The organism is Streptomyces sp. NPDC059649 (genome assembly GCF_042734445.1).
Classification (GTDB): domain Bacteria; phylum Actinomycetota; class Actinomycetes; order Streptomycetales; family Streptomycetaceae; genus Streptomyces.
The window spans coordinates 111,564-132,672 of the sequence record NZ_JBHWDV010000003.1 but is presented as its reverse complement, the minus strand read 5'-3'; the positions used below and the strand labels follow the sequence as shown (position 1 = coordinate 132,672).

At 70.4% G+C, this 21,109-nt stretch carries 12 protein-coding genes and 2 tRNA genes; 7 read left to right on the top strand and 7 right to left on the bottom strand.

Translation table 11 applies throughout. The features are described from left to right. Nucleotides 1-72 precede the first annotated feature (72 nt). On the bottom strand, nt 73-915 hold the full coding sequence (locus tag ACFV1J_RS06410) for a two-component system response regulator (RefSeq protein WP_385856103.1): 843 nt from the start codon (nt 913-915) through the stop codon (nt 73-75). After that, a complete protein-coding gene (locus tag ACFV1J_RS06405) occupies nt 912-5,480 on the bottom strand; it encodes a HAMP domain-containing protein (RefSeq protein WP_385856102.1) in 4,569 nt (1,522 codons plus the stop codon). Before ACFV1J_RS06405 ends, ACFV1J_RS06410 begins: the two co-directional genes overlap by 4 nt. Nucleotides 5,481-5,605: 125 nt before the next feature. Here ACFV1J_RS06405 and ACFV1J_RS06400 point away from each other — a divergent pair, with 125 nt between their 5' ends. Beyond that, entirely contained in the window at nt 5,606-7,465 is a 1,860-nt protein-coding gene (locus ACFV1J_RS06400; RefSeq protein WP_385856101.1) for a SpoIIE family protein phosphatase, read from the top strand. Between the two features lie 249 nt (nt 7,466-7,714). Next, nucleotides 7,715-9,364, top strand: a complete 1,650-nt coding sequence (locus ACFV1J_RS06395; RefSeq protein WP_385856100.1) for a long-chain fatty acid--CoA ligase — start codon at nt 7,715-7,717, stop codon at nt 9,362-9,364. A 73-nt stretch (nt 9,365-9,437) separates the two neighbouring features. On the opposite strand, the gene ACFV1J_RS06390 is transcribed toward ACFV1J_RS06395, so the two are convergent. Continuing rightward, a complete protein-coding gene (locus ACFV1J_RS06390) occupies nt 9,438-13,532 on the bottom strand; it encodes a PAS domain-containing protein (RefSeq protein WP_385856099.1) in 4,095 nt (1,364 codons plus the stop codon). 192 nt (nt 13,533-13,724) lie between these two features. Continuing rightward, nucleotides 13,725-14,171, bottom strand: coding sequence for an SSI family serine proteinase inhibitor (locus ACFV1J_RS06385; protein ID WP_385856424.1), 447 nt, complete (start codon nt 14,169-14,171; stop codon nt 13,725-13,727). A 561-nt stretch (nt 14,172-14,732) separates the two neighbouring features. Here ACFV1J_RS06385 and ACFV1J_RS06380 point away from each other — a divergent pair. Then, nucleotides 14,733-14,823 (top strand) — tRNA-Ser (locus tag ACFV1J_RS06380). 601 nt (nt 14,824-15,424) lie between these two features. Beyond that, nucleotides 15,425-15,497 (top strand) — tRNA-Arg (locus tag ACFV1J_RS06375). Between the two features lie 102 nt (nt 15,498-15,599). On the opposite strand, the gene ACFV1J_RS06370 is transcribed toward ACFV1J_RS06375, so the two are convergent. Together ACFV1J_RS06370 and ACFV1J_RS06365 are read right to left on the bottom strand one after the other, a co-directional pair. Next, a complete protein-coding gene (locus tag ACFV1J_RS06370; protein ID WP_385856423.1) occupies nt 15,600-15,983 on the bottom strand; it encodes a tyrosine-type recombinase/integrase in 384 nt (127 codons plus the stop codon). A gap of 78 nt (nt 15,984-16,061) precedes the next feature. Continuing rightward, nucleotides 16,062-17,408: a transcriptional regulator gene (locus tag ACFV1J_RS06365; RefSeq protein ID WP_385856098.1), complete on the bottom strand. Its 1,347-nt coding sequence runs from the start codon at nt 17,406-17,408 to the stop codon at nt 16,062-16,064. A gap of 185 nt (nt 17,409-17,593) precedes the next feature. On the opposite strand from ACFV1J_RS06365, the gene ACFV1J_RS06360 reads away from it, so the two are divergent. From ACFV1J_RS06360 to ACFV1J_RS06350, 3 genes are all read left to right on the top strand, one after another. Further along, a complete protein-coding gene (locus tag ACFV1J_RS06360) occupies nt 17,594-18,085 on the top strand; it encodes an ATP-binding protein (RefSeq protein ID WP_385856097.1) in 492 nt (163 codons plus the stop codon). Between the two features lie 449 nt (nt 18,086-18,534). Further along, nucleotides 18,535-19,629, top strand: coding sequence for a radical SAM protein (locus ACFV1J_RS06355; protein ID WP_385856096.1), 1,095 nt, complete (start codon nt 18,535-18,537; stop codon nt 19,627-19,629). Between the two features lie 22 nt (nt 19,630-19,651). Continuing rightward, on the top strand, nt 19,652-20,197 hold the full coding sequence (locus ACFV1J_RS06350; RefSeq protein WP_385856095.1) for a class IV adenylate cyclase: 546 nt from the start codon (nt 19,652-19,654) through the stop codon (nt 20,195-20,197). Nucleotides 20,198-20,754: 557 nt separating this feature from the next. Here the strand turns inward: ACFV1J_RS06350 and ACFV1J_RS06345 are convergent. Next, nucleotides 20,755-21,069: a tetratricopeptide repeat protein gene (locus ACFV1J_RS06345; RefSeq protein WP_385856422.1), complete on the bottom strand. Its 315-nt coding sequence runs from the start codon at nt 21,067-21,069 to the stop codon at nt 20,755-20,757. Nucleotides 21,070-21,109: the final 40 nt, after the last annotated feature.

Sequence of the window (21,109 nt, the reverse complement as noted above, 5' to 3'; positions counted from 1 at the left end):
GGCCGAGGGGGAAGCAAGTCCTACGTCGCGCGGTTCACCGCAAGCCTTACGCCGCGCGGTTCACCGCAAGCCCTACGTCGCGCGGTTCACCAGGAGTCTGCCGACCGCCTTTTCCAGTTCGGCGACGCGGTCGGCGAGGTGGGTCCGGTCGACCGTCGAGGCGTCGCGCAGGAGGAGTTCGAGGTCTGCCAACTGGCCTGCGATGTCTGCCAGTTGGGCCGCTTCGTCGGGTGCCGGTGCCCGTGCGGCGGCGGTGGTGGTCGCCGGGTGGGTGACGGGGCCCTCAGGGGGACCGCCGGCTGCCTCGGGCGCCCTGGGTTCCCCGGACGTCGCGGATGCCGCCGCGCTCTCCGCCGCTTCAGCAGGCTCACACACCCCCTCCGCCCCGTGGGTCTCCGTAGACGTGGCCGTGGAAGCGGACGTGTCGGTCGCCGCCGGTTCCGTTTCCGTAGCGCCCGGGCGGTTCTCGGTCGTCAGGAGGCGTTTCAATTGTTCGGCCTGGGCGGCGAGTTGGCGGTTCTTGCGGTGGAGGTCCAGGAAGACGTTCACCTTGGTGCGCAGGAGCCACGGGTCGAAGGGCTTGATGAGGAAGTCGGCGGCGCCGACCGTGTAGCCGCGGTAGGCGTAATTGGGGTCGACCGAGGCGCCGGTGAGCAGAATGATGGGTACGTCCTTCGTCTGGTCCAATCCCTTGATATTGGCCGCGGTCTCGAAACCGTTCATGCCGGGCATCAGGACGTCGATGAGGACCACCGCGAATTCCTCGCGGAGCATGGCCTTGAGGGCCTCTTCGCCGGAGCGTGCGCGGACGACCTTCTGCGTGAGGGAGCCCAGCACGGCCTCCAGTGCGACGAGGTTTTCCTCCATGTCGTCGACGATCAGGATGCTCGATGTGGTGTCCGGTGTCGTCGTCATGACCGCCGTCCTGACTCCGGTCCCGCCGTTCCCCGGTCCTCAGCAGTGCGTGGCGTGCCCGTGTCGTCGGGCGTACGGGCCGCCGTCCCCTTCCCCGTGTCGTCGGGCGTCCGGGCCGCCGTCCCCCTCCCCCTGCCGTCCCGCCGGTCGGCCTCCCCGGCCCCGGCACTAACCCCTTCCGCTGCCCCGTCCCCATCCCCTCCCGCTTGTCCGTCCCCATCCCCTCCCGCTCGTCCGTCCCCGCTCCCGCCCCCGGCGTACGGCTCGCAGCTTCCGGTATCCGGGGCCGGATTCGGGTCCAGCAGGTGGCAGATCACCGAAAGCAGACGGTCCACGTCCACCGGTTTCGGGATGTAATCGTTGGCGCCGCTTTCGATCGCCTTTTCGCGGTCGCCGGGCATGGCCTTCGCGGTGAGCGCGATGATCGGCAGCTCCGCGAATCGGGGGGTCTGTCGGATCGCCTTGATCATCTCGTACCCATCCATTTCCGGCATCATGATGTCCATCAGCACCAGGGAGACATCCGGTGTCCGGTCGAGAACTTCCAGGCCCTCGCGGCCGTTCTCGGCGTATTTCACCTTGATGCCGACCCGGCCCAGTACATGGGTGAGCGCGAAGACGTTGCGGATGTCGTCGTCGACGATGAGGATCCGGCGGTTCGCCAGGATCTGGCCGGGGCGCCCGCTCAGCCAGTCCTTGAGGCGGGTGGTCTCGGGCCAGGTCACGTCGCCGCCGTCGCCGGAGCGGGGGCCCGTACGGGGCACGGCCGACTCGGGCCGGGTGGGGAAGAGGTCATCCCTCGACGGGCCCTGGCCGCCCTGCGCGGGGGCGGACGGGCTGGACCGTACGGACGGCGCGTCCACGGAGCCCCGTGCGCCCGTGGCGCCGGAGGCGAGCCCGGCCCCGCTGTCGGTCCCGCGGGTGGCCCCGCCGCCGGGACGGCGCTCCGCCACGCCACGGGGACGGACCTCGGGCCCGCCGTCCGGCCGGGGCTCGGTGCCGTCGACGGGCCGGGGTGACGTGGTCGGGCCGGGGGACGGGAGCGGTGTGGTGTAGCGGGCCGGGACGTAGAGGGTGAAGGTCGAGCCGACGTCGGGTTCGCTCTCGGCGGTGATCCGGCCGCCGAGCAGCGCCGCCATGTCGCGGCTGATGGACAGACCCAGGCCGGTGCCGCCGTATTTGCGGTTGGTGGTGCCCTCGGACTGCTGGAACGCCTCGAAGATCCCGCCGAGTTTCTCCGGCGGAATGCCGATACCGGTGTCCTTGACGGAGAACGCGACGACGTCGTCGGCGGTGCGCAGCGATTCCTCCTCGAAATGCCGTCCGGAAACGCGGGCCACGAGGAGTTCCACGCCGCCGGTGGAGGTGAATTTCACCGCGTTGGAGAGGAGATTGCGGAGGATCTGCTGGAGGCGCTGTTCGTCGGAGAACAGTTCCTCGGGGACGTCGTCGGCGACCCTGATGTCGAAGGTGAGGCCGCGGTCGACGGTGAGCGGCCGGAAGGTCGCGCGGACGTAGTCGACGAGTTTGGTGAGCGGCAGCGGTTTGGGATGGACGTCCATCCGGCCGGCCTCGATCTTCGACAGGTCGAGGATGTCGTTGATCAACTGGAGCAGGTCGGAACCGGCCCGGTGGATGGTGACCGCGAATTCCACCTCCTGCGGCGAGAGCCGCCCGTCGGGGTTGTCGGCGAGGAGCCGGGAGAGCACCAGCAGGGAATTCAGCGGGGTGCGCAGCTCGTGCGACATGTTCGCCAGGAATTCGGACTTGTACTGGGAGGAGGTGGCGAGGAGTGCGGCCTTCTCCTCCAGTTCGGCGTTGGTGAGCTGCAACTCGTCGGAACGCTGGCGGAGTTCGGCGGTGAGCCGCTGCGATTCCGAAAGCAGCGATTCGGTACGGGAGTTGGCGATGATGGTGTTGATGGACACCCCGATGGTGTTCACGAACTGGTCGATGAAGGCGAGGTGGACGTCGCTGAAGCGGCTGAAGGACGCCAGCTCGATCACGCCGAGCACCTGGTCCTCGAAGAGCACCGGCAGGATGACGATGCTGGCCGGGGCGGCGGCGCCCAGGCCGGAGCTGATGGTGATGTAGTCGGGCGGTGCGGAGTCGACCACGATCCGCTTCTTCTCCATGGCGGCCTGGGTGATCAGCCCCCAGCCGGGGGTGCCCAGGCGCAGCCGCGGCAGGGAGCGCCGGCCCTCGGGCTGGCCGGTGCCGTAACCGGCGATCAGCTCCAGGCCCTCGCCCGGCTCGGCGCCCGCCTCGGCCAGGAAGAACGCGCCGAACTGCGCGTTCACCAGCGGGGTCAGCTCGCGCAGGATCAGGTCGGCGACCTCGACCAGGTCGCGGTGGCCCTGCATGAGGCTGGCGATACGGGCGAGGTTGGACTCCAGCCAGTCCTTGGCGCGGGTGGTCTCGCGGAGGTTGGCGACCATCAGGTTGATGTTGTTCTTCAGCGCGGCGACCTCGCCCTGGGCGTCCACCGTGATCGAGCCGGACATGTCGCCCTGGGTGACCGCGCTGGCCACCTCGGCGATCGCGCGGACCTGCGTCGTGAGGTTCAGTGCCAGGTCGTTGACGCTGGTGGTCAGCCGCTTCCAGGTGCCGTAGACGCCCTCGACCCGGGCCTGGCCGCCCAGCTGTCCCTCGCTGCCGACCTCGCGGGCGACCCGGGTCACCTCGGAGGAGAACGAGGAGAGGGTGTCGACCATGGTGTTGATCGTCGTCTTGAGTTCGAGGATCTCGCCGCGGGCGTCGACGTCGATCTTCTTGGACAGGTCGCCCTTGGCGACGGCGGTGGCGACCTGGGCGATGTTGCGGACCTGGGACGTCAGGTTGTCCGCCATCGAGTTGACGTTGTCGGTGAGGTTCTTCCAGACGCCGGACACGCCGTGGACCTGGGCGCGGCCGCCCAGCCGGCCTTCGGTGCCGACCTCGCGGGCGACCCTGGTGACCTCGTCCGCGAACGCCCGCAGCTGCTTGACCATGGTGTTGACGGTGTCCTTGAGTTCGAGGATCTCGCCGCGGGCGTCGACGTCGATCTTCTTGGACAGGTCACCGTTGGCGACGGCCGTGGTCACCTGGGCGATGTTGCGGACCTGGGACGTCAGGTTGAGCGCCATCGAGTTGACGTTGTCGGTGAGGTCCTTCCAGACCCCGGACGCGCCCCTGACCTGTGCCTGACCGCCCAGGTTGCCCTCGGTGCCGACCTCGCGGGCGACCCGGGTGACCTCGTCGGCGAAGGCGGAGAGCTGGTCGACCATGGTGTTGATCGTCGACTTCAGTTCGAGGATCTCGCCCTTCGCCTCGACGGTGATCTTCTTGCCGAGGTCGCCCTCGGCGACGGCCGTGGCGACCTGGGCGATGTTGCGGACCTGGGACGTCAGGTTGTCCGCCATGAAATTGACGCTCTCCGTGAGGTCCTTCCAGACCCCGGATACGCCCCTGACCTGGGCGCGGCCGCCGAGCCGGCCCTCGGTGCCGACCTCGCGGGCGACCCGGGTGACCTCGTCGGCGAACGCGGAGAGCTGGTCGACCATGGTGTTGATCGTCGACTTCAGTTCGAGGATCTCGCCGCGGGCGTCCACGGTGATCTTCTGGCTCAGGTCACCGTTGGCGACGGCCGTGGTCACCTGCGCGATGTTGCGGACCTGCCAGGTCAGGTTGGACGCCATGAAGTTGACGTTGTCGGTGAGGTCCTTCCAGACCCCGGATACGCCCCTGACCTGGGCGCGGCCGCCCAGCTGGCCCTCGGTGCCGACCTCGCGGGCCACCCGGGTGACCTCGTCGGCGAAGGCCCGCAGCTGGTCCACCATCTTGTTGACGGTCAGCTTCAGCTCCAGCAGCTCACCGGTGGCCTCCACCGTCACCTGCTGGGTGAGGTCGCCGCGTGCCACGGCCGTGGTGACCACCGCGATGTCCCGGACCTGGGCGGTCAGCCGCGACGCCATGGTGTTGACCGCCTCGGTCACATGCAGCCAGTCGCCGGACAGCCCCTGGACCTTGGCCCGGCCGCCCAGCCGGCCCTCGGTGCCGACCTCACGGGCGACCCGGGTGACCTCGCCGGTGAACAGGGACAGCTGGTCGACCATGCGGTTGACCCCGCTGCCCAGGCGGCGCAGATCGCCGCGCAGCTCCCGGCTGCCGTCGTGCAGCTCGACGTGCTGGGTCAGGTCGCCGTCGGCCACCGCGTCCAGCACCCGGGTGGCCTTGGCCAGCGGCACCACCAGTGCGTCCAGCACGGTGTTGGCCGCCTCGATGCTGGTGGTCCACGCGCCCTGGCCGGGGCTGGCGGAGATCCGCTCGTCCAGCCGGCCCTGCCGGATGATTTCTCCGCGCACCCGCTGGAGCTCGGACGACAGATGGGCGTTGCGGGCCACGATCTGGTTCAGGACGCCGGCCATGTCCGCCAGGACACCGTCCGCGGTGGGGCCGTTGGGGACCGCCACCCGGCTGGTGAAGTCCCCGTCGCGCAATGCGTTCATCGCCGCGAGCAGCGGCCGCAGCTCACTCGTGCGTACCCACTGCCCGTGGCCGTCCGGCTGGGGCGGGTCAGAAGCCATGACGCACCATCCCCCCAATGATCGTTGTGGAGAGATACATTCCCGCGGAGAGATCCTTTTGGTGCAGGTATGACATAGTATAAAGCGCTTGTAATTACTTTCTCCCGGTATATCGAGGGTCCGTAGTGGCAGCGCTGTCCAGCCCGTACGCGACGGAAACCGTGTCCCGGAAGGGTCTGCCGGCCAACCAGCTCGCGGCTTCCGGTGCGCGCAAATTCGTCCGCGCGCTGCTCACCGAACGGGCCGCCGCGCCCTCCGCCACCGTCGGCCCGGGGGCCCCGGCGATCAGCTCCGAACTCATCAACACCGCGGTACTGCTCACCAGCGAGCTGGTCACCAACGCCGTGATGTACGCCGGCACCGACATCGACGTGACCTGCCGCCTGGAACACGGCCCGCCACCCGACCCCGCCACCGGGACCGGCCGGGCGACCGTGGGCGTCGTCCTGGAGGTCTCCGACCGCCACCCCGCCCGGGGTGTACGCGGCGGCGTGGACGCCCGTACGGGAGAGCCCGGATACGGCCTCCAGTTGGTCAGCGCGCTCTCGGAGTCCTGGGGCGTCACCTACCGCAGATCGGTCAAGACGGTCTGGTTCCGGCTGGAGGCCACCGAGGGCGAACCGGTCGGCCCGCAATCCCAGCCGCGGCCCCCGGCCGAGGAGTACCGCGTCGAGCCCCCGACCCGGGATGCCCACCCGGTGGCCGGGCCGCCCGCCGCGCACGCGGCCGAATGGGCCGACCGCGGCGGCTCGTCCTTCCTCGCCGAGACCAGCGAGCTGCTGGCCGGCCAGCTCGACCAGGACATGGTCACCGCGCTCGCCGCCCAGCTGCTGGTCCCCCGGCTCGCCGACTGGTGCGCGATCTGGCTGAGCACCGAGGGCGGCGGACGGCAGCTGTCCCGCGTCTGGCACGTCGACGAGCGGCGCATCCCCCCGCTCCGCGCCGACCTGGAGCGCGACCCGCCCCGCGAGATGTTCCGGACCGGCGGCACCCCCTGGCCCTGGCCGGAACACGCCGGGGCGTCCCCCGCGGGCGGCTCCGCGCTCGCCTTCCCGCTCATCGCCCGCGACACCGACCAGGGAGTCCTGCTGCTCGGCCGGGCCGGACAGCTGCGGATGACCGACACCGTGGTGCGGATGGTCGAGGACGTCGCGCGACGGGTCGCCCAGGCCGTCCACACCGCCCGCCAGTACACCCGGCAGACCACCATCAGCCTGGCCCTCCAGCGCCGCCAGCTGCCCGCCTCACTGGCCAGCATCAAGGGCGTGGACACCGCGATCGTCTACGAGCCGCACGGCGAGGGACAGACCGTCGGCGGCGACTTCTACGACGTCTTCCCCATGGGCGGCCGCCGCTGGTGCTTCCTGCTCGGCGACGTCCAGGGCAAGGACCCCGAGGCGATGTCCGTCACCGGCCTGGCCCGGCACCTCGTCCGGCTGCTGGCCCGCGAGGGGCACGGCGTGGAGTCCGTCCTCGGCCGGCTGAACCTCGCCATGGCCGAGGAGACCGCCGAGGCCATGGAGCTGGGCGGCGAGCAGGCCGGCGCCCGCTTCCTGAGCCTGCTCTACGGCGAGCTGGAGGTCGACCCCGGCGTGCCGGGCGCCCGCTGTACGGTCGCCAGCGCCGGGCATCCGCCGCCGCTGCACATGTTCGTCGACGGCGCCGTCGAGCCGGCCTCCGAACCGCAGATGCTGCTCGGCATCGACGAGGGCACCGAATACCACGCCAGCTCCTTCGCCCTGCGGCCCGGCGAGACGCTGCTCTGCGTCACCGACGGCGTCACCGAACGCCGTTGCGGCAACTGGCAGTTGGACGACAACGACGGTCTGATCGAGGTGCTGCGGGACGGCCTGGGGCTGGGCGCGAAGGCGCTGGCCGAGCACGTACGGCGCGCGGCGCACGACTTCGGCACCGGCCCGGTGGAGGACGATCTGTCGGTGCTGGTCCTCCAGGCGCTGCTGCCGACGGTCGAACCACGGGCCTGACCCGGGGGAACGGCGGCGGACCGGGGAGCACGGCGGCAGAGTGTCCGGGCGCCGCGCCACCGTCGGCCGGCCGCGGGACTTCGGTGGTCCGTGGGGCCGGAGGTAGCTGACCGAACACCGCACGTAGCTGTCCGAACAGAAGGAAAGAAACAGTCTCGTGTCCGCCGGCTAGTGACATACCGAGTGGTATGCCAGCACAATCACCAGGAAATTACCCTCGCGTAACGCCGCTGTCTTGGGAGGCCCCTGGTGTACAGCACGATGCAGGACGTACCGCTGCTGATCTCACGGATTCTGACCCACGGATCCACGGTCCACGGTCGGTCCCAGGTCACCACCTGGACGGGCGGCGAGCCGCACCGCCGCAGCTTCGCCGAGATCGGCCACCGGGCCGCCCAACTCGCCCACGCGCTGCGCGACGAGCTGTCCGTGGCCGCCGAGGACCGGGTCGGCACGCTGATGTGGAACAACGCCGAACACATGGAGGCGTACCTCGGCATCCCCTCCATGGGGGCGGTGCTGCACACCCTCAACCTGCGGCTGCCCGCCGAGCAGCTGGTGTGGATCATCAACCACGCCGAGGACCGGGTCGTCCTCGTCAACGGCAGTCTGCTGCCGCTGCTCGCCCCGCTGCTGCCCCAGCTGGAGAACCTCCGGCACATCGTGGTCGTCGGCCCCGGCGACCGGTCCGTCCTGGACGGCGCGCGGGCCCGGGTGCACGACTACGAGGAGCTGATCGCCGGCCGCCCGGAGACGTACGACTGGCCGGAACTCGACGAACGGGACGCCGCGGCCCTCTGTTACACCTCCGGCACCACCGGCGACCCCAAGGGCGTGCTCTACAGCCACCGTTCGCTCTACCTGCACTCGCTGCAGGTCAACACCGCCGAGGCGTTCGCGCTGTCGACGCGCGACATCACGCTGCCGGTCGTGCCGATGTTCCACGTCAATGCCTGGGGCCTGCCGCACGCCGCCTTCATGGCCGGCGCCTCGCTGCTGATGCCGGACCGCTTCCTGCAGCCCGCCCCGCTCGCCGAGATGATCGAGACCGTACGGCCCACCATCGGCGCCGCCGTTCCCACCATCTGGCAGGGCCTGCTCGCCGAACTGGACGCGAACAAGCATGACGTCGCCTGCCTGCGGACCGTCGTCATCGGCGGCTCCGCCTGCCCGCCCGCCCTGATGCGCGGGTTCGAGGAACGGCACGGCATCCGCGTCGTGCACGCCTGGGGCATGACCGAGACCTCGCCGCTGGGCTCCGTCTCGCACCCGCCGGCCGGGGTGAGCGGCGAGGCGGAGTGGGGCTACCGCGCCACCCAGGGCCGCTTCGCCGCCTCCGTCGAGGCCCGGCTGATCGGCCCGGACGGCGCCCGGCTGCCGCACGACGGCACCGCGGCGGGCGAGCTGGAGGTCCGCGGCCCGTGGATCGCCGGCGCCTACTACGGCGGCGCACAGGGCGAACCGCTGCGCCCCGACGACAAGTTCAGCCCCGACGGCTGGCTGCGCACCGGCGACGTCGGCACGATCACCCCGGACGGCTATCTGACCCTGACCGACCGCGCCAAGGACGTCATCAAGTCCGGCGGCGAGTGGATCTCCTCGGTCGAGCTGGAGAACCACCTGATGGCGCACCCGGACGTCACGGAGGCCGCGGTGGTCGCCGTACCGGACGACAAGTGGGGCGAGCGGCCGCTGGCGACCGTCGTCCTGAACCAGGGCGCGACCATCGGCTACGAGGAGCTCAAGGCGTTCCTCGGCGAGCGGATCGCCCGCTGGCAGCTGCCGGAGCGCTGGGCGGTGATCCCGGCGGTGCCCAAGACCAGCGTGGGCAAGTTCGACAAGAAGGTGCTGCGACGGCAGTACGCGGACGGCGAGTTGGACGTCACGCTGCTGGCCTGAACCGGCCCCACCGGGCGCCCGACGACCGGGCGCCCGGTACCGCCGCGGGGATCTCTCCCTCGTTCGTACCGATCTAGTTAGTACCGATCTTGGCCAGCAGATCGACGATCCGGGACTGCACCTCGGCACTCGTCGAACGCTCCGCCAGGAACAGCACCGTCTCGCCGGCCGCCAGCCGCGGCAGCTGCGCCGGATCCATGTCGGCGGAGGTGTAGACGACCAGCGGGGTGTGGTCGAGCAGCCCGTTCGCGCGCAGCCAGTCGACGATGCCGGCCCGCCGGCGGCGTACCTGCATCAGGTCCATCACGACGAGGTTCGGGCGCATCTGCGTCGCCAGGGTCACCGCGTCGGCGTCCGCGTGGGCCCGCGCGACCTGCATCCCGCGCCGCTCCAGCGACGTGATCATCGCCCCCGCGATGGCGTCGTGCTGCTCGATCAGCAGCACCCGCGGCGGGTGGTTCTCGCTGTCCCGGGGCGCCAGCGCCTTGAGCAGCACCGCCGGGTCCGCCCCGTAGGCGGCCTCCCGCGTCGCCTGCCCCAGACCGGCCGTCACCAGCACCGGGACCTCGGCCGCGCCCGCCGCCTGGCGCAGCGACTGCAGCGCGGTACGGGTGATCGGCCCGGTCAGCGGGTCGACGAAGAGCGCCGCGGGGTACGCCGCGATCTGCGCGTCGACCTCCTCACGGGAGTTGACGATCACCGGGCGGTAGCCGCGGTCGCTGAGCGCCTGCTGGGTGGCGACGTCCGGCGCCGGCCAGACCAGCAGCCGACGCGGATTGTCCAGCGGCTCCGGCGGCAACTCGTCGTCCATCGGCATCGGTTGACGGGTCATCACCTCTATGGCGCCGTTCGGCCCGTCCAGCGGCTCGGGACCCTCACTGCCCTCGTCGGGCGCGGAGATCGCGAAGGCCCGCCCCTCACTGGCGTCCATCAGATGCGGCTGCGGCTGCGGTTGGGGCTGCGGTTGGGGCTGTGCCGCGGGCGCCGGCCCGGGCTGACCGGCCGCCGGCGCACGGTCCTGCGGCGCGGCCGGCTGCGGACCGGGACGCGGCCCGGCCCCGTCGGCCACCGCACGCTCACCGTCCTGTGGCGGCGCGGCGAGCTTACGGCGCCGGCCCGAACCCGCGGACGTACCACCGGGCGGGGTGCTGCCGGGCGGCAACGGCCGCTGCTGCCCGGCGATCTGCTGGGCGAACGGCACGCCCTGCCCGAGCGTGCGCACGCTGAACGCCCGCCCCTGGGCCGCGGCCTCGTCCTCGGCGCCCGGCGGGAGCGGCTGACGGTGCGGATGGCCACCCGGGCCGCCCTGCGCGGGTACGGGCGCCGCGGGCGCCTCCTCGGCGGGGCTGGGGCGGCCACGACGGCGGCCGGTCGGTGCGGGCGGCACCTCGGGCCCGGCGGGCGCGTCCGCGCCCGGCACCGGCGCGATGCCGGGCGCCGGACCCGTCCCGGCCCCGGTCGCACTGGCCGGCCCGACCGGCTCCGGGGACCCGTCGGGCGCGGCGGGCTGGGCCACCAGCCCCTCCGGCCCGGCCACGAACGTCCCGGACGACTCGGAGTCGGCCATCGCGGCCGCCGCGCGCTCCTCGGCGGCCGCCCGGCGGGCCCGGCGGCGGCCGGTCGGCTCGTCCCAATCGGCTTGCGTCCCAGCGGAGTTGGCGGGCCCGGCGGCAGCCTCCAGGGCATAGCCGGGCTGCCCGGCGGGCGGGGTGGCCTCCGGACCACCGGCCACCGGCCGACGCGCCCGGCGCCGGCCCGTACCCACGGCCTCCTGCGGACCGGCCGCCTGCGCGGGCACCTGATCGGCGACCGCCGGCAGCGCGGGCAGCCCCGAGGGCGCCGGCTGGGGGGCCCGGTCCGCCGCGGCCGGCGGCAGCGCGAACGCCGTCCGCGGCCCGGCCTGCTGCCCGGCACCCGTGGCGGCGGGCGCCCGGTCCCGCTCACCCTGCGCGCCGCGCTCCGGCGCCTCGGCCAGCGCCCGGCGGGCCCGTCGGCCGGCCGGCTGGACGGGGCCAAGCCCCTGCGGCTGGACGGGCGCCGGGGCCTGGCCCGGAATCTGCGGACGCGCGGGGACGGGACCACCGCCGGACGCGGCGCCCGACCCGGGAGCGGTCCCGGCCCGGTCCGGTCCGGCGGCCGGTGCCTGCCCCGGCTGCTGGCCGGCGGCCGGGCCCGCACCCGAGGGCAACGCGGGCAGCCCGGCGCCCTCCGTGGCGCCCTGCCGGGCCCGCCGCCGCCCCGTAGGAGGCACCGCCTCGGCACCCGCCATACCCGGCGGCAGCCCCGGGCCCTCGCCGTCGGCAGCCGTCGCGCCCGGCTTGCCCTGCGCACCCTCGGGCGCGCCCTGCTCGCCACCGGGGCGCCGGGCCCGCCGGCGTCCGGTCGGCTGCGCGCCACCGGCCTGCGCCGGCACCACCGCACCCTGCTCCACACCGGCACCGAGGGACTCACCGGCCCCACCGGTACCGCCGTTACCGGCCGCGGGCCCCTGCCCCGTACCGTCCTCGTCCGCCGCGTCGCCCTGCGTACCCCGGGCCCGCGCGGTCGGAATCGGCATCACCGTCGTCTCGTTGCCGCCCGGCACCTCTCCCGTACCGGCCTCCGCGGCACCGTCCGCCGACCCGGCGTCGTCCGCGCCGTCGACGCCCACCGGCAGCTCCAGCACGTAGGCGCTGCCGCCCCCGCCGGGCCCGCTGCCCGGCGCTCCCGGCATCTCGTGCGTCTGCAGCAGACCGCCGTGCTGCCGCACGATCCCGCGGACCAGCGGCTCGTGGACCGGGTCACCGCCGCCGAACGGCCCGCGCACCTCGATCCGTACGACCTCGCCGCGCTTGGCCGCCGCCACCACGATCGTCGAGTCCCCGGGGATCGCGGTACGCCCGCCGGGCCCCACGGCGCCGTCCCCGACCGACATCCGCCCCGTCGAGTCCACGCCCGCGACATCCGCGATCAGATGCGCCAGCGCCTGCGCGACCCGCTCCGCGTCGACCACCGCCTCTATCGGCGGGGCGTGCACCGCGAACTGCGCCCGGCCCGGCCCGATCAGCTCGATCGCGCCCTCCACGCCCGCGGCGACCACACCGTCCAGCGACACCTTCGCGCGGTTCAGCTTCTCCTTGCCGGCGTCCAGCCGCTGGTAGCTCAGGACGTTGTCCACCAGGGTCGTCATCCGGGCGTGGCCGGCCGCGAGATGGTGCAGGATCTGGTTCGCCTCCGGCCACAGCTGGCCGGCCGGATCCGACGCCAGCGTGCCCAGCTCGCCCTTCAGCTCCTCCAGCGGGCCGCGCAGCGCCTGCTCCAGTACGGCCAGCAGCTGCGCGTGCCGCGCCGCCAGCGCATCGAACGACCGCCGGTCGGTGAAGGTCATCACCGCGCCCACCAGCTGATCGCCGTCCCGCACCGGCGCCGTGGTCAGGTCCACGGCCACCGCACGCCCGTCCTTCGCCCACAGCACCTGCCCGCGGACCCGGTGCTTGCGCCCGGACTTGAGCGTGTCGGCCAGCGGCGTGTCCTCCCAGGGCAGCGCCGACCCGTCCGCCCGCGAGTGGTGGATGAGCGGATGAAGTTCCTTCCCGCCCAGCTCACTCGCCCGGTATCCGAGGATCTGCGCCGCGGACGGGTTGACCAGGACGACCTTGCCCTCGGCATCGACCCCGACCACACCCTCGGCCGCGGCCCGCAGGATCATCTCGGTCTGCCGCTGCTGGCGGGCCAGCTCGGCCTCGGTGTCCAGCGTGCCGCTCAGGTCCCGTACGACGAGCATCAGCAGCTCGTCGCCGGTGAAGCCGTTGCGGTGATCGGCGTAGGCGGCCTCGAAGGCGGACTCGTACGGGGTCCGGCCGTCCTCCAGATTCGCGCTGGTCACCTCGACCAGCATCTCGGTGCCGTCCGTCCGCCGCGCAACCATCCGCGTCGGCTTCGTCCGCTGCCCCGAGACCTCCTCGTCCCGGCGCCGCATCGAGCCCGGGATCCGCTTGGAGTCGAAGTCCGGCAGCAGGTCCAGCAGACCGCGGCCGACCAGGGCCGTGCCCGGCGCCTCGAAGGTCTCCAGGGCGATGGTGTTGGCGTTGACGACCGTGCCGTTGCAGTTGACGAGCAACAGCGCGTCGGGGAGGGCGTCGAGTATGGCTGCGAGGCGAGCAGCGCCTCGGGATGGCCTGCTGCTCACGAGACGCTTCCCTCCTGTTACCGCACCGTGCCGGGCCCGCCGCGGCGGACCGCTGGGATGGAGTCTACGGGCACTCGCGCGCGACGCGGAGGCGGATGACGGGGAGGTTATGCCGCGGCGTCGTCCGACTCGCCGCACGCCCGACATGTGCCCCTCGTCCTGACCTGGGACGCTACTGCGGCACGAATCGGGTCACGAACGGGTCGCCGGGAGCAGAGGTTCGAAGCGGCTCCAGCGTTCGATCTCACACCCGTTGGTGCGTCGGAAGTCCGCGTTGACGGGCCGCCCCGCCCACGTCCCGGTGACATGCGCGGTCGCCGGACCGCCGTAGATCATCGTGCACTGCGCATGCTGCGGCACCGGCGCGAACGGGTCCTTCCCCCAGCGCGTCATCGAGTCGAGCTTGGCGCACGCCCGCCGCACATGGTGGTGCGTCCCGTGACCGGGGTGGCAGTACAGCTCGAAGGTCCCGTCCGTATGCGCCGACCCGGACCGGTGGACGGTAACGGTGAGGTGATCACGCGGCGCCCCCTCTGCCGCCGGGGCAACATGACGCCCGTGACGGGGAGCCGAGGGCTGCCGACGACCCTGCGCTCCCGCCCCGTCCGCCCCGTCCGCCTCGCCATAGGGGGTGGCCAGCCGCCCCCGATGCGCATCCCGCCCGACCAGCAGATCCGGCCCGACGAGCACCTTCCGTTCGCGCTCCCCCCGGCTACGCCCCTGCCCCTTCCCGCCCCCATGGCCTTTCCCGATTCCCTCAGGGGCGTGGTGACCCTCAGGGGCGTGGTGACCGGCAGGGGCGTGGTGACCGGCGCCCGTCACGCCGTTGCCGGACCGGTAGTGGGGAAGCGGGATCGGGGCGGCCGACGCGACGGGCGCCACCAGGGCCAGCACGGCGGTGGCTGCGGTGACGGCGGTGGCAGCGGCGACGAAACGGGACGACGTCCGGCGGTGCGACATCACAGGCTCCAGAGAGGCGAGTGCGGGGCGGTACGCGGTACGTACACGCCGGGGGCGCACGACACGGAGGTCGTCACGGCCCCACACTCCTAACGCGCCGCCGCCCCCGACGTTGCGCCGCAGGAACGTCTTTGCCGGGTGGGCCGCGCGCCTAGTACCGTAGGGGGCGATTGGTGACAGACCTCGGAGCTGTGCCATCATCGACACACACCACAGCGCGCCTGCGCGCGTGGGGTGCGTGGAGGCGTCGCCTAGTCCGGTCTATGGCGCCGCACTGCTAATGCGGTTTCGGGTTTACCCCCGATCGAGGGTTCAAATCCCTCCGCCTCCGCACTTCTCCCCCCAGGCCCCGGTCATCTCGACCGGGGCCTGGGGGCTTTTCGCGGACCTGAGGGCTCATCGGGGACCTGGGCGCCCATCGAGGACTCCGGGGCGAGGAGACCCGCCGAGCCCGACGGGAACCTCCCCGTGAACCTCTCCGGAAGACCCTTCCGGAAGACCCTTCCGGAAGACCCTTCCGGAAGATCTCCGGAAGACCTCTCTGGACGCCTCCCTGGGATCTTGCCCGACCTTCGCCGATCTCCCCGGTCGTCGATCTTCCCCGGGCCTCTGAGCCCTCCCCGCGCCTTCCGTGGATCTTCCTTGGTCTTTCTCGGCTCTGCCTCAGGGGCGCCCTTGGTGGCCCCCGTCACACCCGAGCGCCGGCCCTATCCGACCGGATCCGTCCGGCCCGCCCCGAAGAGGGCTCCACCCGCCCGAACTTCGCTCGAACCATCGACCGGCGACCTCGCACCGGATCACCCCCCACCCCGCCCACAAACACATTTCCGCAGCTCAGAGGGGGTGAGGGGAATGGATTTCGCGTGACGCCGCAGGTCATGTAATGTTGTTCCCGCAACGCCGACCGGCAAGAAAAACCGCCGGAAAGCCAAGCGCTCGTAGCTTAACGGATAGAGCATCTGACTACGGATCAGAAGGTTGCAGGTTCGAATCCTGCCGAGCGCACAGCAGGCCGGAGGCCCCGTTCGAATTCGAACGGGGCCTCTGGCGTTCCTGTTGACGGCAGTGATTGACGGCAACCGCCTCTCAGGGCTGGTGCGGGGTGGATCAGATGGCCACGGGGACGCCGGCCGCACCGTCGTCATCGTCCCTTGGGTTGCCGTCACCCCTCAGCGCGTTCCCGACGCGGTCGAAGGCGGAGCGCTGGGAGTCGAGCCGGACGAAGGTGTAGATGTCCATGGTCACGCGGATCGAGCTATGACCCAGGACTTCCATGATCATGCGGGCGTCGGCGCCCTGTTCGTGAAGCAGTGATGCGCATGTGTGACGCAGGTCATGAAAGCGGACTCTGCGGACCTCGGCACGGGCGCACAGAGCCTCGAAGGACCGGTTCAGGTTCCGCGGCTCGATGGGCGTTCCGTTCTTCGTGGTGAAGACCAGGTCGTGGCCGTTCCCCTTCCAGGCTTCGCCGGCAGCCTTCCTGTCGGCGATCTGCTGGGCGCGCTGAGCGCGGAGCGCCGTGACGCACTCGGACGGCAGGACAGGCCAGCGGCGAGGCTGGAGCGATGACTACGCGGCCAGAGCAGCGATTCGTTCGGAGACCTCTCGGACCTTCGGTTCGCTCTTGACGGGTCGGAAGGCTCGACGGACGTCTTCCAGGCGTTCCACGCCCCGCCGCGAGTGGATGCCGTCTTCGATGAGATCGGCTGCCTTGTGCGTGGCGTCGAGCGCGCCGTCCAAGTCGCCGGCCTTCTGATAAGCCAGAGCCAAGGTGCCGTAACGGACCGCCTTGTCTCGCGGGGCAGCCTCGGTGACGGAGCGTTCCAGCGCAGCGGTGGCCTTCTCTGCCTGCCCTGTGGTGAGGAAGAAACGGCCCTCCGTGGACCGGAGCTGCGCCTCGCCAAACCAGGCCAGGTAGGAAGGAGTGTCCGAGGCATCGACGCGGCCAAGGGCGTCAAATGCACGGTTGAGCGCTGCTGCTGCCTTCCGCTTGTCGCCGGCCTTGTTGTAGACGGTGGTCTGGTGGGCGGCGAGCGAGGCCCGCATGATGGCGGGCACCCGGCCTCGGACGGCTTCTGCGGTATCCATCAGCCCAACAGCAGCGAGCTGTTCCTGGTGATTGGCCGCCTGGGTGGCCATGAAGCACATGGTGTGCGCCCCGAGGGTGTCATCACCCGCAGTCTTGGCCGAACGGAGAGCCGCGGCGTAGTGCTGCTGAGCGGCACTGTGGAGGCTGGCGTCGTAGCTCATCCAGCCCAGGAGGCAACACACTTCGGCGGCCAGCACGTAGAGCTGCTTCGCCGTCTCCTCCGTGTACCGGCCGTTCTCCAACATGCGCATGATCAGACGGAGATCGGTCCGGGCGGACTCCAGGAATTCACCACCGCCCGTCACCTGCTCCATGCTGCGCAGGGACTCCACCCTGCCGCGCATGTGATCCACGGTGGCGGAGGTGACCCTGTCGCCGGTCGCGGCTGCGGCGATGGCTGGATCGGCCGTTGCCCACTGGGCGCCGATGCCCACGAGTGCCATGCCACCGATACCGAGAAAAGCCCTCCGGTCCATTGGTCCACTCCCAGCAAGTGAGGTCAGGGACTTCAGCGTAGCCTCCTGCGTCCAAGGCGCAGCAAGGTCGAATGTGTTGTCCCCCGCGAGCAACCAGCGCGGCCATGGCGCTGACATGCGCGCTGCGTCAGAGATACGAAGCACCCTTCCGATGACCATCTGGGTGATGTCGTCAGGCGCATGGTCGCCGCGTTCCCACTTGAAGACGGTCGAACGGGTGGTTCCCAGGTTGTATCCCAGGGCCCGCCCCTCAAGGCGTATCAACTGGGCGAACTTGGTCTTGCCCAGGCCGGCTTCGACCCGCGCGTAGGACAGTGGGTGGTGTAACAACTCAGTTGGGTGCCCGGTCATCAGGTCCTCCCGTCGGCCTGGATGCACACTCAACATAGCGCCGTCGATGCTTGCCGGAGCAGGTGTGAAGCGCCCCCTGAAACCCCCTGAAACCTTACGAGTTGAGGCACCGCAGGTGGATGTTCTTGTCCTGTCCGGAGTTCCCCGGGCACCGACGGACAAGGCAGGCGGAGGCGTGATCCACCATGCCCGGACGACTCTCCTCACCGGCGTCATACGGCTTCCGCGTGACGCCTGCCAGAAGGTCGGTCAGCGAAGCCCGGCGAAGGATCGCAGAACGTGTCCGTCGCTGGCGTACGGGTATGCCCGCTGACCAAGTCGCAGAGCTCTTGCTGTTGAGCAGCGAAGTGATCACCAACGCCGTGACCCATACGGGCGTGACGTGCGCGGTGTGCGTGCGATGGACCGGTGCAGAAGTGCGGGTCGAAGTGACCGACACCGGGCCGCAGCTCCCGCACGTCGTCAGCCCCGCACCGGCATCGGAAAGCGGCAGAGGTCTGTGGCTCGTCGCCGCTTTGGCGACTGCTTGGGGGACCAAGCAGGGCCCGGCGGGAAAAGTGGTCTGGTTCGAAATCGCGGTTGCTGATCCATCGACCGGATCAAGCCCTGTGCTCGCCGTCGCGGAAGCGGCTGGGCCATGCGCACGGGCCACTCGAGTGCGACGAGCCGACGCGTAAACGAGTGCGCTTCATGCCTGGCAGGGGAAATGCCGGACGCCCGTCTCAGCCACGTACGAGAAGGAAGGATCCGATGTGAAAGTGCTGTCATCCGCGGGGAGGCACGCCGTCTCGCGAGGCACATCCCCTCGCAGTGATGTGGTCGGCCGGTGCCTGGGCTGGGTGTGGGCGCTGGGGACTGCCACCGCGATGATCTTGCTCCTTCAGCTCGCGCACAACGACATCGGCAGGCATCGAGCAACGTGGGCCTCGGCAGCTCGAACGTTGCCCGACGAAGCTGCATTCCAGCGCTGACTTCGCTCAGCCCGCGCGCATCAGCCCTGCCCAGGAGGCTCCACGCCGCGCGCAGGACTGCATCGCAACTCCCCAGGCCTGCGAGCACTGAAGCCGCAGCCTCGGGACACCAATCCCCTCACTCTCGCCCTCCAACGACGAAGGAGCAGAGATACGTGATCGATCACCCCGCTTTAAGGAACGTCAGTAGTGCCGTTCCGGTCCGCGTCACAGTGGACCGGACCCTACGCGTCAAGGTCATCGACGCCTGCGGCATGACCTGCACTTTCTGCCACAACGAAGGAACGCCGGTCAGTGCGGACAACCATGAGGACCACGCGGGAGAGTTCGGGGCAGCAGGCCGCTCCGGCCGCGTCTCGATCTACCTCGCCACCAACGGTGCCCGTTTCCTCACCGCACCCATCCTCCCGGATGACACGTTCCACGCGGCGCTCACCCAGCTCCGCGAGGTGCTGGACTTCGACGAGGTTCATCTGACCGGCGGGGAGCCGACGCTACATCCCCGCCTTCCTCAGATCGTGGCCATGTGCCGATCCGTCGGCTACAAGGTCAGTGTTACGTCGAACGGGGAAAACGGCGACCGAATCCTCCCCGACTGCGCCAAGGCCGGCCTGGACCACGTGAACTTCTCCATCTTCGGGACCACCGCGGAAGAGCTGGCCCAGGTACAGAACATCCGCTACCGCTCGCACTCTTCGGCAAGCCGCAAGATCGATGCGCTGGAGAAATCAATCAGCCTGTCGCTCGACCTGGGACTTGGCGCTCGGGCGAACGTCGTCATTCCGAACCGAAACCACGTCCGTCGCGTCTACCGGCTGCTGGAGAAGTACTCACCACAGCTTTCGGTCCGCGTCCTGTCCTCCCTCGCCGACGGGGAGGAGTCGCTCGACGCCATCGACCTCCTCCTGGAGGAACTGCAAGCCACGCCGACCGAGGTGAGGCTGATCGCCGGCACGTCGGGGTTCAGGGTCGGCTACCAACTCCCCAACGGGCGACGGCTTCTGGTGAAGCACATACGATCTCTGCGGCTTCCGGAGACCTGCGTCGGCTGCCGGTTCAACAACAGCACTGACTGCCACGAGGGCTACTACGGAGTTCGGCTCTACCGTGACCCGCGCGGAAAGTTCCACGTTGGCGTATGCATCCAGCGCATGGACCTGTGCCTGCCGCTCGAAGAGTTCGTCACCAGCAGCGTGTGCAGCGAGATCAGGAAGCTGCGCGAGCAGGACTACCACGACCTCACTGCGTAGATCCCGCGACCAGAGGAGAGAGATGGCACAGCACGAGTACGAGGCGAAGTTTCTGGGCGTTGACGTGGAGGCCCTGCGCGAGCAACTGAAAGCCGCCGGCGCCGAGCAGGTCTTCCCCAAGACCATGTTCACCCGCCTGATCTTCGAGAACGACACCGTTCAAGGCGAGCAGTGGCTACGGCTGCGCGATGAGGGCGGCAAGACCACCCTGACGTTGAAGCAGGTCACCGACGCCAGCCACATCAACGGCACAACCGAAATCGAGATCGAGGTCAGCGAGCTGGAGAAGACCGCCGAACTCCTCAAGGCCCTCGGTCTTCGCCAGGTGCGCTACCAGCAGAACTATCGGGAGGAGTGGCAGCTCGACGGCGTCACGTACGACCTTGACACGTGGCCCAGCTTGCCGACGTTCCTAGAAATCGAGGGTTCCTCTGAGCAAGCGGTACGCGCAGCGGCAGCTGAACTCGGCTTCGACTATGGCGAGGCCCGCTTCGGCAGCATCGACCTGATCTACAAGAGCGAACTGAACAGGGACATCCTCGCCGAGGACACCCTCCTGTTCGTGTGAGCTTCCCGCCCATCTGCGCCCCCAACGGTTTGACCGCTGGGGGCGTTCGCGCGCCTCAGGCAGGGCTGGCCGCTGTGCGTGCCAGATAGGCCGATAGAGCACGGTCAAGGTCGGTCAACCGCGGATTCTCCTCGATCAAGGAGAGAGACGGCCAGGAAATGCCTGGTCAGGGGCCGTCTACCCGCGGAGGCTGTGGGGTTTGGGCTGGCGGTGGCGTTGCCGCCACGACTGTTTTCAAGACTGCGGAGCCTGCAGATCGGAAACCCGCTCCTAGCTGGGGCGAAGTCGCGGGCGGAGGTACATGGCAGCCGGTGTTGGCCGGAGGTTGGCCACGGGTGTCGCAGGAAGGCGGACGGTTCGGCCGGCCAGGCTGCGGCGAGCTCCCTGCGGCGAGCACCGCATTAGGAGTTCGGTCCACCTTCTAAAGCGCCAGCCTCATGGGCCAGTCCCTGTGCCGCAGAGGGCTCTCAGGACCGCTGGCATTCACAGGTGTTGATGTCAGCGATGGATGTCAGGAGCTTCTGGTCCGTAGCTCTACAGAGATCGGTCGGGGACGGTCATACCGATTGCTCAGCAGTGTCTGCGGGAGGTTGATGGTCGGGTGTGGTTGACGGAGTTGCTGTATCTCGTCGCTGTAGAGCTGCCGCAGCCTCGCGGGTGCGGGCGAGGTTGTTGCGGGCAGTGAGTACGGCGGGGTGGTCAGGGCCCAGGACCCGCTCGAAATCGGCAAGGACCCGCTCGCGCAGGTCAAGGGCCTCCTGGACCCGCCCAGCATCGCTGTAGGAGTTGGCGAGGTTGTTGCGGGCAGTGAGTGTGTCGGGGTGGTCAGGGCCCAGGACCCGCTCGAAATCGGCAAGGACCCGCTCGCGCAGGTCAAGGGCCTCCTGGACCCGCCCAGCATCGCTGTAGGAG